The 17,410-nt window shown below is 49.8% G+C and carries 12 protein-coding genes; 7 read left to right on the top strand and 5 right to left on the bottom strand.

Annotated elements, in window-relative coordinates; all coding sequences use genetic code 11:
* Nucleotides 1-19: 19 nt before the first annotated feature.
* On the bottom strand, nt 20-283 hold the full coding sequence (locus ABE021_RS13715; RefSeq protein ID WP_430289401.1) for a hypothetical protein: 264 nt from the start codon (nt 281-283) through the stop codon (nt 20-22).
* A 135-nt stretch (nt 284-418) separates the two neighbouring features.
* Here ABE021_RS13715 and ABE021_RS13710 point away from each other — a divergent pair, with 135 nt between their 5' ends.
* The 7 genes from ABE021_RS13710 (at nt 419) to ABE021_RS13680 (ending at nt 12,063) form a co-directional block, all read left to right on the top strand.
* On the top strand, nt 419-775 hold the full coding sequence (locus ABE021_RS13710) for a YhdT family protein (RefSeq protein ID WP_430289398.1): 357 nt from the start codon (nt 419-421) through the stop codon (nt 773-775).
* Nucleotides 772-2,214, top strand: coding sequence for a sodium/pantothenate symporter (gene panF, locus ABE021_RS13705; protein ID WP_430289396.1), 1,443 nt, complete (start codon nt 772-774; stop codon nt 2,212-2,214). Before ABE021_RS13710 ends, panF begins: the two co-directional genes overlap by 4 nt.
* Nucleotides 2,215-2,421: 207 nt before the next feature.
* Entirely contained in the window at nt 2,422-4,656 is a 2,235-nt protein-coding gene (locus tag ABE021_RS13700) for a 5'-nucleotidase C-terminal domain-containing protein (RefSeq protein WP_430289394.1), read from the top strand.
* A 233-nt stretch (nt 4,657-4,889) separates the two neighbouring features.
* The gene (locus ABE021_RS13695; protein ID WP_430289392.1) at nt 4,890-6,392 is read left to right on the top strand and encodes an N-acetylmuramoyl-L-alanine amidase; all 1,503 of its coding nucleotides are present in this window, start codon (nt 4,890-4,892) and stop codon (nt 6,390-6,392) included.
* A 113-nt stretch (nt 6,393-6,505) separates the two neighbouring features.
* Nucleotides 6,506-8,440 (top strand): S8 family peptidase, encoded by a 1,935-nt coding sequence (locus tag ABE021_RS13690; RefSeq protein WP_430289390.1) that lies wholly within the window; start codon nt 6,506-6,508, stop codon nt 8,438-8,440.
* A gap of 347 nt (nt 8,441-8,787) precedes the next feature.
* Nucleotides 8,788-9,843 (top strand): NlpC/P60 family protein, encoded by a 1,056-nt coding sequence (locus ABE021_RS13685; protein ID WP_430289388.1) that lies wholly within the window; start codon nt 8,788-8,790, stop codon nt 9,841-9,843.
* Between the two features lie 93 nt (nt 9,844-9,936).
* Nucleotides 9,937-12,063, top strand: coding sequence for an S-layer homology domain-containing protein (locus ABE021_RS13680; protein ID WP_430289386.1), 2,127 nt, complete (start codon nt 9,937-9,939; stop codon nt 12,061-12,063).
* Nucleotides 12,064-12,128: 65 nt separating this feature from the next.
* On the opposite strand, the gene ABE021_RS13675 is transcribed toward ABE021_RS13680, so the two are convergent.
* The 4 genes from ABE021_RS13675 to ABE021_RS13660 all read right to left on the bottom strand — a co-directional run bounded on the left by ABE021_RS13675 (nt 12,129) and on the right by ABE021_RS13660 (nt 17,407).
* Nucleotides 12,129-12,479 carry a hypothetical protein gene (locus tag ABE021_RS13675; protein ID WP_430289384.1) on the bottom strand — a complete coding sequence of 117 codons (351 nt, stop codon included), beginning with the start codon at nt 12,477-12,479 and terminating at the stop codon, nt 12,129-12,131.
* Nucleotides 12,480-12,736: 257 nt separating this feature from the next.
* The gene (locus ABE021_RS13670) at nt 12,737-14,326 is read right to left on the bottom strand and encodes a hypothetical protein (protein ID WP_430289382.1); all 1,590 of its coding nucleotides are present in this window, start codon (nt 14,324-14,326) and stop codon (nt 12,737-12,739) included.
* A 308-nt stretch (nt 14,327-14,634) separates the two neighbouring features.
* A complete protein-coding gene (gene murJ / locus ABE021_RS13665; protein ID WP_430289380.1) occupies nt 14,635-16,092 on the bottom strand; it encodes a murein biosynthesis integral membrane protein MurJ in 1,458 nt (485 codons plus the stop codon).
* 139 nt (nt 16,093-16,231) lie between these two features.
* On the bottom strand, nt 16,232-17,407 hold the full coding sequence (locus ABE021_RS13660) for a glycosyltransferase family 4 protein (protein WP_430289377.1): 1,176 nt from the start codon (nt 17,405-17,407) through the stop codon (nt 16,232-16,234).
* Nucleotides 17,408-17,410: the final 3 nt, after the last annotated feature.

Here is a 17,410-nt window from a genome sequence, read left to right as displayed (position 1 = left end):
ATCCGTGTGCTTCGATACGCTACGCATTTTTGGGAGATTTGTGTTTATGAAGGTTATTTCGGGGAACTATGGATTTCCAAACTAAGCGCTCGATTCCCGTGCTGAAGCGCTCCATACTGCCGTCGAAGCGCTCAATTCCGGTTCCGAAGCGCTCCATACTGCCGTCGAAGCGCTCAATTCCGGTTCCGAAGCGCTCCATCCCGCCGTCGAAGCGCTCAATTCCGGTCCCGAAGCGCTCCATACTGCCGTCGAAGCGCTCAATTCCGATTCCAAAGCGCTCCATCCCGCTGTCGAAGCGCTCGATTCCCGTTCCGAGTCACCCATCCCTCGGCATCCACCCCAAAATCCCCCTACCCCCAACCCACAAAATAGGATATACTCAACAAAAACCCATCGCCCACTAAAAGGAGGCACCGCCATGCGACCAGACACCCCAAAAATACCCAACTCACCACAGCCCAATCAGCCCAAGCAAGACCCGCGCTTCAAAACAGCGCACAAAGAGGCATGGATCGGTGTGGCACTCGCCATTTTCAACTTCATCTGGTGGTTCGGCTTCGCGTATGGACTCGGTGGCCGTCCCGTCGAAGAATACACTTACATACTCGGACTGCCCGACTGGTTCTTCTGGAGCTGCGTCGTCGGCTTCATTCTCATGTCCATCATCACCGTCGTCCTCGCGAAATTCGTCCTCACCGACATGCCGCTTGACGACGACCCAGCGTACCATCCAGACCCACCAGACACTCGTACCCGGAAAGGACCGAACTCATGAACATCGGCGTACTCATTCCGCTCATCATATTTTTAATTGCAATATTCGCCATCGGGTTCATCGCCTCCAAACAAATGGGCAGTGGCGGCAGCTTCCTGCAAGAATACTTCCTAGGCGGCCGGGAACTCGGAGGTTTCGTTCTCGCCATGACGATGGTCGCGACATACGGCAGTGCATCCAGCTTCCTAGGCGGCCCCGGCACTGCATACACCGTTGGCTTCGGCTGGGCGCTTCTCGCGATGACCCAGGTCGTCACGGGTTATTTCGTCCTGCTCGTGCTCGGTAAGAAATTTGCTATCCTGAGTCGCCGCTACGATGCCGTCACGATGATCGACTTCCTGAAAGCCCGTTATAACAGCCCGGCGGTCGCGATCCTCTCCGCCATCGCCATCATCGTCTTCCTGTTTTCCGCGATGACAGCACAATGGGTAGGGGGCGGCCGTCTCATCGAATCGCTCACGGGACTCAACTACACGACCGCGCTCTTCATCTTTGCGGTCAGCGTTCTCGTCTACGTCACCATCGGTGGATTCCGCGCCGTCGCGCTTACGGACGCTGTCCAAGGGGGCATCATGGTTGTCGGAACACTCATCCTGCTCATCGGCGTCATCATTGCAGGGGGCGGAATTCCAGCCATCATGCAAGATTTGTTAAATGAAAACCCGCGCCTCGTCACGCCATTCGGAGCAGACGGCAGCCTGACTGCAGCCTACGTCTCCAGTTTCTGGATCCTAGTTGGTGTCGGTGTCGTGGGACTGCCGCAAATGGTCGTGAGGACAATGAGTTACAAAAACTCCCGCGCCATGCACCGCGCGCTCGCGATCGGAACCATCGTCACGGGTTTCATCATGCTCAACATGCACTTGATCGGAATTTTCGCACGGCCCGTCATGCCCGGAATCGAAGTGGGGGATAAAGTCATCCCGCTCATCGCGCTCGAAGTCTTGCCGCCTTGGCTCGCGGGCATCGTCCTCGCGGCACCGATGGCCGCGATCATGTCGACCGTCGATTCGCTGCTGATCCTCGTCAGCTCTGCCATCGTCAAAGACGTCTATCTGAATTTCATCCAGCCGGACGCTCCTGAAAAAAAGGTCAAACTGCTCAGTTTCGGCATCACCGGCGTACTCGGAACCGTCGTATTCCTGCTCGCCCTGCAGCCGCCTGACTTGCTGATCTTCCTGAACCTGTTCGCATTCGGAGGGTTGGAGGCCGCCTTCATCTGGCCGATCGTTCTAGGACTCTATTGGAAGTACGGCAACAAATACGGCGCCCTCGCCTCCATGTTCATGGGGATCGCGAGCTATATCGCCATCCATTTCTACAACCAGGAATACGGCAATCTGCTTGGCGTCCACACCGTCACGATCCCGGTGGTCCTCTCCTTATTCGCATATTTAATAGGAAGCCTTGCGGTGAAACGCGAACCCTTCCAATTCTAAAACCAAAACCGCTCCAGGCCAGCAATAGCCTGAGCGGTTTTTCCTTACCTTTTTTGCCCTCAAATAATCCGAACAATGCCCGTCGAACCGAGACATCTGCCAGCAATCCCCATATTCAAATAAATCCAAATACAACTAGTCGTAACACTCTGAAACTGATATGATAGACATGCATGTCCAAACTACTATTCTAGGGGGCAATTTCGAATGACGAAGAAGACTAGATTCATGGCAACGACCATCACAGCGGCGGCTGTCGCAACTGCACTGGCGGTACCAAGCGCATCAGCCGATTCCTCGAAATTCACTGACGTATCGGATCGTTATGCAGACGCTGTCAACTTCCTATGGGCAAATAACGTAACATCCGGTGTAAGCGAAACGAAATTCGATACCACTTCATCTATTAAACGCGCAGATGCCGCGATCTTCATCGCGAAAGTCATGGGCCTGGAGCCAGGTGGTATTTACCAAGAATCGTCTTTCACAGACGTCCCGAAAAATGCCAAATGGGCAGTGAATGCACTCGCTGAAAAAGGAATCATCAGCGGAAAAAGCACAACGAAATTCGGAGCTTCCGAACACCTCACACGCGGTGAAGCAGCCGCAATGATCGTCAAAGCTGCAAAAATCGAAGCGGACAACAACCTGACGAAAACAAAATTCTCAGACGTCAACAAACGCTTCGCACCATACATTCAAGCCCTCGTTGATGAAAAAATCGCGAGCGGGAAAGACGACAAGACTTTCGGTACATCCATGCCCGTCACACGTGGCGAACTCGCTCTATTCCTCAACCGGGGCAATGCGAAATTCGGCTACTTCGACCTCATGGTCATGCACATGAACGACCATCACGCATACCTCGACAACTTCCCGTATATCTCGACGGTTGTCAACGAATTGCGTGCGAACAATGAAAATAACATCCTAGTCCACGGCGGAGATGTCTTCTCAGGCGACCTCTATTGGAATAAGTACAAAGGTCAAGCTGACACTGTGATGATGAACTATCTTGGATTCGATGCTGTCACTTTCGGAAACCACGAATTTGATGAAGGCGGATCGCATGATGCAATGAAAAATTACGTGATGGCCGCTAATTTCCCTGTTCTCGGTGCAAACGTTGATACATCCGCAGAACCTGCTTTTAAAGATCTGCAAAAGAGAGGCGTCTATGAAGAGGCGCAAGGCGGAAGCATTTACGACGGAACCATCAAAACGATAAATGGCGAAAAAGTCGGTATCTTCGGATTAACAACAGAAGAGACCTCGACCATCTCTTCTCCTAACAAGGTGAAGCTTGAAGATTATGTTGAAAAAGCAAAAGCTACAGTTGCCGCGTTTGAAACCAAAGGTGTCAACAAAATCATTGCACTTACTCATCTGGGTATTCATGAATCAGCTGAGTATGGCAATGACCAGGCACTTGCGAAAGCAGTTCCTGGAATCGACGTGATTGTGGGAGGCCATAGTCATACTGAGTTGAAAGAGCCGATTGCTATTTCCCATGAATCAGGTAGCCAAACACTAATTGTGCAAGCTGGCGAATACGCAAATAACCTTGGGACGCTGGACGTCAAGTTCAATCCAAAGGGAGAAGTGTATTGGGAACATGGCGAACTTATCAAAATCGATACGAAAACAATGAAAGTCGATCAAAAAGCTGCAGGAGTTCTTGCGCCGTTCAAACAAGGGAAAGAACAATTGAAAAAAGAGTCAATTGGTGTGGAATCTGAAGTATTGCTGGACGCAAAACGGGATTCCAGCAACGTGGGAGAATCCAGCATCCGTCATAATGAGACAAACCTAGGAAATATTATTGCAGACGCGATGCTATGGAAAGCAAAGTCAATGCCGAATCTTCAAGGTGAAACGATAGTCTCCATGCAAAATGGTGGCGGGATTCGCACAAGTATCGAAGCTGGAACGATTTCAGTCGGCAGCATTGTTCAAGTGCTTCCATTCGGCAATCCGCTTGCGATAGTAAAATCGAATGGTGCGGAAATCAAGCAAGCGCTAGAACGCAGCGTCTTCGCAGACACAATTGAAGGTGGCAAAGGATTGAAGGAGTCCGGCGGCTTCCTGCATGTAGGCGGTATGAAATTCACGTTCGATAGTACGAAGAAAACGGGAGAGCGTGTTCTTGATGTGCTAGTACTAGAAGGCGATAAGTACGTTCCAATTGAAGCGGAAAAAACCTACTACATCGCAACAAATGATTTCACTGCCCGTGGCGGTGACGGGTATGATGTATTCAAAAAAGCAGCTGCTGAAGGCCGCGTCTCGACTCCTGGCTTCTCAGATACACAAAACGCAATTGAATACCTCCAGTCACTAGGCGACAAAATCAGCCCTAAGGTCGAAGGGCGCATCATTGACATATCGCTGGAAACGCAACAAAATGGATATAAAGTTCCAGTTGCAGAGACGAAAAAGTAAATAAAAAATTAAAATAATGCTGGATCATCCCCTAAAAGATGATCCAGTTTTTCTATAATCCGCGTACCTAAGGGGTTTACAGCAAGCGAGCAAAAGAAGCAAGGACTGATTGGCTAGACTCACAGATTGGTAACCTATTAACTTACCCCAATTTAGGTCGATAGAAACATAGAGAAATACAAAGAATTGTTGTATCATTTATGGTAACGACAAATATTTGGAGGATTGTAATTTTGAAGAAACTCGCATTAAGTCTTACATTATCTCTTGCAGCGCTTGTCCCATTCGGGCAAGATTCCAAGGCCGCAGCCAACTTCACGGATGTCGGAACGACGCACCGTGCGCAGGCTGAAATCTATTATCTTGTCGAAGGCGGTATCACAAGCGGAGTCTCTGAAACTCGTTTCGTCCCGGAACAGCAAGTGACGCGCGACCAAGCGGCAGCTATGCTTGGACGTACACTGAACTTGAATGGGGAACAACGTGCGACAAACTTTAAGGACGTTGGTAAAAACAACTTCAGTTCCGGCTACATACAGCAGCTAGTCGACAAAAAAATCATTTCGGGATATCCGGATGGCACCTTCAAACCGAAAAACACGCTGAGCCGCGGTGAAATGGCGATGTTAATCGGACGTGCATTTGATTACAAAGCCAGCTCAGTAAGCGTTGCCGCAAGCTCGCTGATCAACAAAGGGATTGCATCTGGAATCGCGGATGGGTCATTCGGTGAAAGCCAAACGATCAAACGCGGAGACTTTGCAGTATTCCTGGCTCGCAGCATCAACGCAGACTTCCGAACAGCGGATACTGAGAAATTCAACCTCAATGTCTATGTAAACACAAAAGACGGGTCGAAGTTGAACCTCCGTAAGGGTCCGAACACATCGTATTCTTCGATCGGTTCCATCCCGACAGGCAAAATCGTCTCAGTCGCATATTCTGTCGGAGATTGGGCATACATCACGTCTGATAACGTCAAAGGTTTCGTACACTCGGCTTATTTACAGTCGGACAAGCCTTCCGATAAACCAGTCGTGACACCGCCCCCAGTGAAACCTGATCCAACACCACCACCAGTCGTGACACCCCCAGGCAAAAAGCCATTGAGTGATATCACTGTAGTCATTGATGCAGGGCACGGCGGATCGGATCCAGGTAGCTCGGGCAATGGATTTATCGAGAAGAATATTACTTTGAACGTAGCGAAAAAGATGGAAAAGTACTACGCGAAAGTGCCAATGAAAGCTATAATGACTCGCACAGATGACACGTATATTTCGCCGTCCGCGCGTGGTGCTTATCCAAAAAAAGTAAAAGGTGACATTTTTGTTTCCATCCATACGAATTCCCATACGGGAGGGTCTGCTAATGGAACCGAAACTTTCTATTACACACGTTCAGCAGCAGTAAACCCAAACGTATCTCAGTCAAAAGCCCTTGCGCAGTATGTCCAAAACCGTCAACTTGAAGCATGGGGTCTAACAGACCGCGGCGTAAAGGTTATGAACCTAGCTGTACTTCGGGAAAACACAGTGCCGGCTGTACTTGCTGAACTAGGATTCATTACCAACAAAAAAGACATTGGCATTATGGGTACTGAAGCAGGTCGTGAAAAGATGGCGAAAGGATTATTCCTTGCCACACTCGACTATTACTATTATTATGAAAATAGAACCGACGTTTTGCCTTTGTATAGCACGGTAAATGCTACACCGAGTGGCAAACTTCACTAAACAAATCCAATCCACTCGTTCATGAGATCGAGTGGATTTTTATTTGTGGAGACGTGCTCAAAAAGGACTGATTGCGGGTATAGGAATCATATCGTACATAAAGGAGTGATCATGTGAAAAGAATAGTAGTTTCAGTGTCCTTAGCGCTCGGTTTGCTACTTCCTGCGCAAGCACACGCTGAAGAACGGACAGACTGGTTGCTCCATGGCTCGGATACAGACTTGCAGGCAATTAGCCAAAAAGTGAGTCCGTTCACGAAAGAGTTCCAACATGCACCAATTGGAGAAGTTCAGCTTACCCAAAAAGAAGTAGAAGAAATTCGCACTCATTATCCAAACGTCAACATCTATCCGAACAGGGAATATGGAATTGCCGAAACCCCTGTTGCACCAGCACCATCTACCCAGATCACCTACCCAAAACGTTTCGCTCTCATCAATACCGCACCTGAAACAATCGCTCCTTATACAGGAAAAGGCGTCCGTGTCGCGATTTTAGATAGCGGGATCGATGTCACACACAGCAAATTGTCCGTCAAAGGCGGTTTTTGTGCGTTGCCGAAGGACCAATGTGCTGCAGGAACTGTGCCCTACAACGATGATCTTGGTCATGGAACGCACGTGGCAGGAATCCTCTCAGCAGCAAAAGCGAGCAACGGGACGATGGGTGTCGCACCCGGCGTGGAATTATACGCTATCAAATCCATTAATTCTTACGATTCAGGCCGCACGATCGACATCATTAACGGCGTCGAATGGGCCATTAACAACAAAATCGATATTTTGAATATGAGTATCACCACAAATCGAAATGACCCCGCCTTGAAACTGATGTTGGATAAAGCCTATGCAGCAGGCATGATCATCGTTGCTGCAGCGGGGAACGAAGAAACGGGAGATATGATCGACTCGGTCCAGTACCCAGCGAAGTATCCAACTGTTATCGCAACAACAGCCATTAATTATAACAAGGAACGATTTTTAGAAGCTTCCATCGGACCCGAAGTTGAACTTGCCGCACCTGGCGTCGACATTTTAAGCACGTATCCTCGTGCATTCGACGATGACGGGAAAAAAGATGGCTACTACGAGTTGTCAGGGACCTCCATGGCAGCGCCACACGTTTCAGGAATCGCGGCACTCCTTAAAGAGCGATTCCCTGAATTGACCAACGTGCGCTTGCGCTCAATTCTGGCAAACTCTGCAGAAGACCTAGGCGCAAAAGGACGCGACCGGCAGTTCGGATACGGACTTGTCCGTTATCCCGCAAAAGTCGATGAGATTCCGATGATGACACAATATACACAAAACGGCCGTGTCGTGTTTGAACTATCGAATGCAAACAAAACGACAGCACGTCAATTGAAAATCGAGGACCGTACGATTGCCGAGCAATCTCCAGGGAAGTGGGAGACATACTTACTACCAGGGACTTACAAAGGCAAGTATGCCATCATGACAAATACCGGCAAACAAATCCAAGAGGATATCGTGGTGAAGATCGAAGGCACCAGTTATAAAGATGTGTCAGGCGCGAAGTGGTATTCACCGCAAATCGCTTATTTGATGGATAAAAAACTGATCTACGGGTTCGAAGGCAACCTTTTCAAACCTGACCAAAAAATCACACGGGCAGAAGCGGTGGCCATCATGGGTCGCGCCTCAGGATTGAACGGGGAACACCGCAAAACCCAATTCAAAGACGTCAACCCGAACAGCTTTGCATCCGGTTACATTCAATCAGCACGTGAAAAAGGGCTGCTCGGCGGATTCCCGGACGGTACTTTCCGTCCTAACCAACCCGTCACACGAGGCGAAATGGCATTACTGCTTCAAAAAGCATTCAGCCTCCAATACGATGCGAAACAGAAATCACCATTCAAAGACATGACACCAAACGTAACCAGTTACGCTGCCGCGCTCGCATTGACGCAATCAGGTGTCACCAAAGGATTCCCGGACGGCACATTCAAGCCGCAAGAAACCATGACGCGTGCCACATACAGCGTCTTCCTAGCAGGAGCTGAAAACCCAAGTTTGTTCAAATAAAACCCGAACCGCGCAAAAGCCCCCGGCCCGCGCGGTTTTTTCACGCCTTCACCAAGCTAACCTTCAACCGCCCGATTACACTCGATTCAAGCATCCCGAAATGTGATCAAGGCCTAGGGTAATGCGCTCATGCATCCCGTCCCCCTAAAGCTCCACCCCCTCCATAACCCGCAATTAATCAAAACTACCCATTATATCCCCAACTCTATTAAAATAAACTAAACTACTATACTTGTAACACAAATGTAATATTCCTTATCAGTCTTTTCTGATACGATATAGTCATAGCAAGATTACTAGGTAAATAGACGTTGGAAGCAGTCAATCATCCTAAATCGAGGTGGGAAATGAGAAAGCAACTGGTAGTCTTTTTGGCCTTTATATTAATTTTTGCAAGTATGTTCACGGCAGCTCCCCAAAAGAGCCAAGCTGCTGCGTCAGGGGACAGCATCGTCGCCTACGCCAAAAAATTCGAAGGAACTCCGTATCTCTTCGGTGGCTCCACACCTGATGCATTCGATTGCTCAGGCTATATCTTGTACGTCTTCAAGTTTTTCGGCATCACGTTGCCTCGCACGTCAGAAACTCAATTCAATGTTGGAACGTCCGTTGCACGCGCTGACTTGCAAGCTGGAGATCTCGTGTTCTTTGCAAATACATACAAGCCCGGTATTTCCCATACAGGCATTTACATCGGAAACGGAAACTTCATTTCTGCAGAATCCAGCGGCGTCAAAATATCGAATCTGGACACGAACCCTTACTGGGGACCGAAGTACGCTGGAGCAAAACGTGTCTCAGGAATTACTGCAACACCGCCTGTTAAGCCATCAGTACCGACACCACCAACGCCAGTACCGACACCGTCTACATCCTTCAGTGACGTAGCGGCCAAGCACCCGGCATATCAAGCAATCGAAACACTTAGCGAGAAGAAAATCATCAGCGGATTCCCGGATGGCTCATTCCAGCCTGAAACACAAGTTACGCGCGGACAAGCTGCCACGATGATTAACCGCGTACTGAAATTGCGCCCGCGATTCCCACTTAGTTACAGCGATGTCCCAGCAACACACGCATTTGCAAAAGATATCTCTGCAATGAGTGATGCAGGAATTCTAAGTGGCTTTGAAGACGGCTCCTTCGGCATGTACGATCCATTGACAAAAGCGCAGCTTGCCATCATCTTGGATCGCGCATTCAGCATGACGTCAACAGCTTCATCCTTGACTAAGCCGCCGTACCTCGACGTACCAGTCACGTATCGCGCAGCAAATGCAATTGGGGCTTTGAAGAAAATGGACAAGACAACCATCTTCCAAACACCTAATTTCTCAATTGGCGCAAATGCAACACGTGCCCAATTTTCAGCCGCACTTTACAGCGTCTCTGAACTCCGTTAACAAAACAAAATGCCGCCCTCAAGCTCTCGCGAAGGGCGGCATTTCTTGTTCCAATCACAAAAATGAACTCAACTAGAAGGGGGTACCATCCGCATGAAATCACATCAGTCCATGACAAAACTTACGGCAGTCCTTTCCGCTTTACTCTTACTCATCACCCTCGCCCTCCCGGCGTCACCAGCCCAAGCCGACGAACTGACAGGTCGAACACTGGAAAAAGAACTTCGTGAAATGATCGACAAAAAGATACTTTCAGGCTACGACGACGGCACGTACCGTCCTACAGAAAACGTCTCCCGCGGACAATTCGCTGCTTTCATTGCACGCGCGCTGAAACTCCCGGAAGCAGCCGGGAACTTCAACGACGTACCTCAATCCAGCAAACTTGCAAAAGACATTTACAGAGTTCAAAAAGCGGGACTCATGAATGGGTACAGCGGGGGAGTGTTCAAACCCGATGCGCCAATCACCCGTGAGCAAGTCTCCATCACGATGACTAACGTCTTGAACTACAGCCAAATGGTCTTGCAAGAAACACGCATCAACTTCACGGACCTCAACGAATTCCAATCATCCGGAAGTGTGCGCTCAGCCTACTACAACATCCGCTACGGCATCATCAGCGGAATTCCGAACAAAGACGGATCGATTCGTTTCGAGCCAAAATCGAACACAACACGCGAGCAGGCAGCGGCATTCATCTCCCGCTATTTGAAAGCGGTGATTGCATATGAGCCGCCTGATTTACCTGAAATCCCGGAGACACCCGAACAGCCGACACCCCCTGAAGACCCGGTGAAACCGGAACCGCCAACGCCACAGCCGCCAGCTGACAATAAAACCTACTACATGGCAACGATTGAAAACGGCAAGCTGAAAAAGCAGTCACAGGGCTACGCAGACTACTTGAAAGCGGCAGAAAAATTCAATGGCTCGACGGAATTCACGGCTATGTACAAAGGGGAAGAACTCATTCGTGTACGCCGCGGAATGGCCTTCGGGGACAAAAAGTCTCCAGCTGGAGCAAAAGAAAACACAATCATCTACTTCGATCCAGAGTTCAAAAAACAAGCGACATACGTGGAGCAGGGAAGAGAGCTTAAATATCTCGGATCCAATGACCAGTATGTGAAAGTGCAGGTCGGCGCAACAGAAGGGTATGCGAAGCATTCTGAAGTTGACCTGATCCCGATTGAACTCGTTACAGATCGTAATCGTGATTATTACACAGTCAGCCAGTGGGGAACACTTACACACTTCACTTATAACTATATGACCAAGAAGTCCGCATCGTATTACGTACAGCTCGCACCGGATTTCCTGAAAAATAATGGGACTTACCACAGTCCGGACGGCGTCCACTTCTATGAAACGAACGGAAAATTCGTCGGAACGTTCCTGCCGTACTTCCAGTTCCTGTCCGCCCGTTCCAAAACGAGCTACACAGGTGCAGAGCTGGATAACCTGATCGTGAACGTATTGAAGGAGCGCGAACAGAATTATGGAGGACGCTACACAGATGCATTGAAGAAGTCGAAACTGATCGGTCTTGGCTCAAGCTTTAAAAAGCTGGAGAACGACTACAACGTCAATGCACTCCTGATCCTCTCGCTCGCTGTACATGAAGGTGACTACGGCATGAGTGAAACCGCTCTGACATGCAACAACTTGTTCGGCTTATACAAATATGACTCACTGACGAAACTATGCCCGGACAAAGGGACATTCAAGAATCCAGGAGACAGTGCAATCGCTCTCGTCAAAGACTTCCTGAACCCGAACTATATGGATCCGACAAACGCATTGGGCCGGGCTCAAGGTGCAGCATTTGGCAACAAAACAACAGGCTTCAATGTCAACTACGCATCCGACCCGACATGGGGAGCTAAAGCAGGTGCCCATATGTATAATCTGGATAAGGCAGCAGGCGGCAAAGACTACGGCCTCTACAAGCAATTCGCACTGACGAAGCTTGAAATTGCAACTAACGTCCGCACAGCACCAAGCACAACGGCACCGATTCTTTACACTTACAAAGCCCGCTATAACGGTGTGTACAAAGACACAAGCGATGGTTTAGCTCTCGGCTATCCGCTTACCGTCATCCGCTCCGTAAAAGGCAGTGACGGCAAAACCTGGTACGAAGTCTTCAGCGACAAAGCAAGCGCCCAAACAGGCTACGTCAGCGAAGATGTCGTAACGATCATCAACAACCAATAAACTTAACCCCTCACGCCCGTGCGTGAGGGGTTTCCTATTATACAAGGGGAAAGTCGCTCAACCGCTCACTCCAACCGCCTAAGCGCTCCATTCCGCCATCTAACCGCTCGATCCAACCGGCTAAGCGCTCCATTTCGCCATCTAACCGCTCGATCCAACCGGCTAGGCGCTCCATTCCGCCATCTAACCGCTCGATCCAACCGGCTAAGCGCTCCATTCGCCCGTCCAACCGCTCGATTCAACCGGCTAAGCGCTCCATTCGCCCGTCCAACCGATCGATCCAACCGGCTAAGCGCTCCATTCGCCCGTCCAACCGCTCGATCCAACCGGCTAAGCGCTCCATTCGCCCGTCCAACCGCTCGATCCCACCGCCTAAGCGCCCCATACCACCGTCTAACCGCTCTTAACCGCCCCATTCCCGCGGACAGAGCCCACTACCACCCATATCCAAACTCGCGACCAATCCATCTTTCCCAAATTCAAAACCAAGACTAATTGGTGTGCTACGCTCCGCTTCGCATTCAGTACCGGTACATCTCCATAAAAAGTTAATATCGCTCAAGCACCCCCAAAAGTGATCAAGCCTCCAGCAAATCCGCTCAAGCGCTGCGAAAAGTGATCAAGCCCCCAGCAAATCCGCTCAAGCCGCCCAAACAAAAAAACAGGGGCGCCATCACCCCTGTTTCAAATGCTTCGTCACCTTATCGATCAATTCTTCACCCTGATCTTCCAAATATCCAATCTTCGAGTCAATCAACTCATCAAAGTACGCATTCCGCTCCATGTCCATCTCTTCCAACAGACTCTGCGTCTCCACCAGATCCACCAACGTCAACTGTGGATAGTCATCACCTGAAAACGTCCCGTCCGGGCGCGCCTGATACCACAAATCGCCATTCTCACGGATCCAGCCCCCTTGATCGGCTCCGAAGCTTTCGATGCCTTTCATCACACTCTTCGCAGCATCCAAATACTTCGCTTCCTCCGTCTCGCGATATGCGGTCAGCAAAATCTTCAATCCACCCAGCTCGTGGTTCAGTGACGCATGGGGGATATCCGTCTCAGGGTCCTCATCGAAGTAATCGACGATCATGAACCCATCTCCAGCTTCAATCGTTTCACCTTTTTCAATCCGTGACAGCAAGTAATCCGCGTACACCGGCACATACAACTTCGAATCATCGACCTCATCATCGAGCTTCTTCTCTGTATCGTCCAGGAAAAACGCCACGTACTCGTTATACCGCGTATCGACGTAAGGTGCTTTGATGCCGTACGCATTGTTCAGCCACGCACTCGTATACTCCGTCGGCCAGCGGGTCCCGCCGAACTCCTCGATGTAATTCAACAAGTTCACCCGGGAATTCAGCACCAGCGTCTCAAAAAACAACGACTCCGACTTTCCATACCACTCAAGCGCCACATCATCTTCCATCCGTCCGATCACACGGCCATAGCCCATCTTCGTCCCGGGATCGATCGAAAACGGCAGCTTCGTATACGGGCCATCCATCGTCATCCAATTCAATTGAGAAAACTGATTCTCCAAAGCAAAGTCAACATAGTCATTCTCTTCATCCTGCGATTTAAACAGCGGATCAGCCGCTAGCAACACCCAAGATTCCGCAATCTGATGACCACCCGCTTTAGCCCCACGAGTGAACCCATCATCAGTCACCGTCACATCCTGCACTTCCTTGTCGAGTTCTCGGATCCGACTTTCTCCGACATCATACTTCTTCACAAGTTCTTTCGATGTGAATGAATACCCGACAATCGCCTCAGAGACCAAATCATTTCCCTCAACCGTCAACTTCCCGAACGGATTCACAGTCGGATCCGACCCGAACGTATCATGGTGAGGATGATCCACCTTGCGAGGGTTCCAAGACGTTTCCTTCACACGGGCAGAATCCCCGAAGTGATACACCGACTCAATCGAAACCCCAAGCCGCGCGTCATTCGTCAATCGCTCAAAAAGAAACTTCGAACCATTACCCAACGTCCGCTCCGTCAGCTCATACGACCCGATCCTCTTACCAAGCCGCTTCACCGAATATGTATGGATGACATCTTTCGTATTCTCCACACTGCGTTCCGTATCTTTCTCATAGGCAAGTTCAAAGAAGCGGGAAACCTGTACATCCACCTGCACATCCTTACTGGAATACACCCGCTCCGTCGTCGTTCCCTTCAAAAAGATCCCAGCAATCCCCACAAGCACAAGAATCCCCAGTAACACCCCGACAATCCACTTTTTCATGGACCCCACTCCTTTCGATAAAACCTATTGTGATAAAAGCATGGAGGAATGTATATTTTTCGCTCCATTGTTTACCGGCTGCCTCATTCAAAGGTCGGCAGGCTGCGCCACAATTTTCGAAGAGCCGCAAATTGAGGTACAGTCATCCGCCCGCCTTAGTTCTGTTACGCATAGTTCAATGTATCCCCAATCACTTGTAGGTGTAGACAACAGCAAAAGTGATCAAGCAAAGGGGAATTCCGCTCATGCATAGCAAAAAGAGATCAAGCAAAGGTCTAATCCGCTCAAGCACAAACATCCCTTACCATTTACCCCCGTCTCAACATCCCAACAAACCGTTTGAACCCTGCACGATAAAACACGAACAGCATCCCTGCATACACGACAACGCCAATCGGTGCCAGCGTCGCAAGCTGCAGAACTGGACTAAGCGATCCCAATCCGACCACCACTTTCGCAGCCCAAACCACGAGTCCCATAATCACCGTCGGAATGAGCACTTGCGGAACCATCCGTCCGAAGCGTGCCAACTCCACCTTGCCAAGATCCTTATACACGACAACCATCGACACCGCGAAGAAGTACACACTCACAATGGACGTTGCAATCGCAAGTGCCGGATAGCCGAAGCGATCGACCAAAAGCCAGTTACTTAAGAAGTTGATCAAAATCGTCGTTACACTGATCCGGAACACAACAGCTGTCTTGCCGCGTGCATACATCGACTTCGACAGCATGAGCTGCATTCCTTGAAATACAATGACAGGCAGGTATAACATGAGCGCAATGTGTGTTTTATGCGTGTCAGTGGGTGTGAATTTCCCGTGTTCGTAAATGAAGGCAATAACAGAATCCCCGATGACGAATAACCCTGCCGCAATCGGCAGCAGCGTCACAAGCGAAATCTCCATCCCGCGGAAAAACGTCTCTTTGAATTTCATGCGATCTTCCGTCTGTTCACTCATCAGCGTAAAGATGATCGCAGCCAGCGTCGTTGCATAGATCGCATTCGGAATGCTGATGATTAGCGATGCATTGTTCAGGTACGTCACAGCGCCGTCAATTCCCGACGCAAACGCCTTGTTTACGAAAAAGTTCACCTGACCGACGACCGAGTTCAGCAGCGACGGCACAATCAGCAGCAAAAACGCGTTCCGGAACTTGATGTCCATCCGGAATTCCAAGCGATACTTGTAATCAGACCGGAACAAATAATACAGCTGCACGATAACACCAAGGATCGTCCCGAAGATGAATCCATATGCCAAGGAAAAGATGCCCCACTGCTCATTGAACAGCACTGCGAAGATCACCGAAAACAGTGTAGCGAGCAGCTTCGACATCTGCGACGGCACGAAGATCCGCCTCGACTGCAAATAGGAATCTAAAAGTCCACTCAACGCGATCACCGTCATGAACGCGAAGAACACCTGCGTCATCGGAATCGCGATTGTCGCGATCTCGTCCGACATGTTGCCGTACATGATAGGCAGGAAATACGGGGCACCGAACCAGCCGACGAAACTGATGCCGACGAACAGCACCATCGTCCAGTTCAGCAACGCGTTCGCATTATGGTCGCCCGCTTCGCCTGATTTTCGGTTCTTGATATACATTGGTAAAAAGACGTTATTGAAGCCTGTCGAGATCATCGCAACGACGAGGGTGATGAACGGGAACGCGAGGAAGTACGCATCCGTCTCGGACGATACCCCGAATTTCGTGCTGACGATCGATTCCCGCAGCAGCCCCGACAGCTTCAGCACGAGCGCGAGCACTGCCGTCCACAGTGCCGCCTGTTTTAACTTGCCCATAGTAATCCTCCCAAATCACGCCGGCCAATCGGACCGAGCGTGCCGTCTAAACTGCGAAAAGCTCCCTGATTCGCACCAGGGAGCTTCGCAATCAGTGTTTCAATGCTTTCAAGTAAATCGCTTCGTATTTCTCTGCAGCAGCAAAATGTGAGTATTCCGCAATGATCTTCGCACGACCCGCTTTTGCAAGCTGTTCGCCGTAGGCAGGATCTTCCAGCAACCGGATCATTGCATCGCTCAATTGTTCCGGATTTTGCTCTTCAACAAGCAAGCCGTCTTTTCCGCTATCGACAATCTCTTTCAGTCCGCCAACCGCACAGGCGATCAACGGAACACCAGAACCCATCGCTTCCAAAGCGGAAATCGACGTTGCTTCTTCAACACCTGCTGAATAGATCGACGGCACGAGAGCCACGTTCGCAAGTGCGTAATACTGCATCATCACCGAGTGATCGACAGCACCGAGCATCGTAATGTGATCCGATACGCCAAGTTCCGCAGCTTTCTGCTTCATCGGCTCCATCATTTCGCCAGTTCCCGCAAATACGACACGCGCATTCGGGAACTTCTCAACAACAGCAGGGAGCGACAGAATCGGATACATGACGCCATTTTTCTTCGTCAGACGACGCGGCACGAAGAAGATCAGCTCGTCTTGTGAAAATCCATAAGTATCCCGGAACTCCTTACGACGTTCGATCTCGGGCTTGAACGATTCGACATCGATGAAGTTCTTGATCATATGACCCGTCACGCCGGTTTCCTTCAAAATGTACTCCTTGATCCGTGTGTCGACTGTAATCACTTCGCGAGTGGACTTATAGCCTCTGCGCTCAGCCTCTTGGAGTTCAGCCGCTTCCGGAGACCCTTCAATCACAGTTCCTTTAGAAATGCCTTCAAACGTCAAATAGCCATGAACCGTACTTACAACCGGGACATTCGTTTCAAGTGCCGCAAATGTCGTGAACACGTCTTGTGCGTTGATGATGTCGTATTCTTTCTTCGACACCGCTTCTTTGATAAGGCTCGCAAGCTCATCCTGACGGCGTTTCAGCGTCCAGACATAGCCTTTACCTTGTTTCATTTTATTCAATAGGAACGCAGGGCCGCGGACGATTCCGTCACGCTTCCATTTCGGGACGTCCGTGAACGATACGACATCGACTTCATGCCCTCGTGATTCCAGTCCTGCCTTCAATGTTGTCAAGTGGACGGACAGTCCGCCTAAGTGAGGATAATCATATACAGTAGCCAGTAAAATTTTCACCGT

Origin of the sequence: Sporosarcina gallistercoris, from assembly GCF_050459885.1 — a bacterium.
Lineage (GTDB): Bacteria > Bacillota > Bacilli > Bacillales_A > Planococcaceae > Sporosarcina > Sporosarcina gallistercoris_A.
This window is presented reverse-complemented; position numbering and strand designations above follow the sequence as displayed.

What these genes read in the sequence shown, in the direction of transcription:
- ABE021_RS13715 (WP_430289401.1), bottom strand. Translation starts at nt 283, where the DNA reads ATGGAGCGCTTTGGAATCGGAATTGAGCGCTTCGACGGCAGTATGGAG.
- ABE021_RS13710 (WP_430289398.1), top strand. Translation starts at nt 419, where the DNA reads ATGCGACCAGACACCCCAAAAATACCCAACTCACCACAGCCCAATCAG.
- panF (WP_430289396.1), top strand. Translation starts at nt 772, where the DNA reads ATGAACATCGGCGTACTCATTCCGCTCATCATATTTTTAATTGCAATA.
- ABE021_RS13700 (WP_430289394.1), top strand. Translation starts at nt 2,422, where the DNA reads ATGACGAAGAAGACTAGATTCATGGCAACGACCATCACAGCGGCGGCT.
- ABE021_RS13685 (WP_430289388.1), top strand. Translation starts at nt 8,788, where the DNA reads ATGAGAAAGCAACTGGTAGTCTTTTTGGCCTTTATATTAATTTTTGCA.
- ABE021_RS13680 (WP_430289386.1), top strand. Translation starts at nt 9,937, where the DNA reads ATGAAATCACATCAGTCCATGACAAAACTTACGGCAGTCCTTTCCGCT.
- ABE021_RS13675 (WP_430289384.1), bottom strand. Translation starts at nt 12,479, where the DNA reads ATGGGGCGGTTAAGAGCGGTTAGACGGTGGTATGGGGCGCTTAGGCGG.
- ABE021_RS13670 (WP_430289382.1), bottom strand. Translation starts at nt 14,326, where the DNA reads ATGAAAAAGTGGATTGTCGGGGTGTTACTGGGGATTCTTGTGCTTGTG.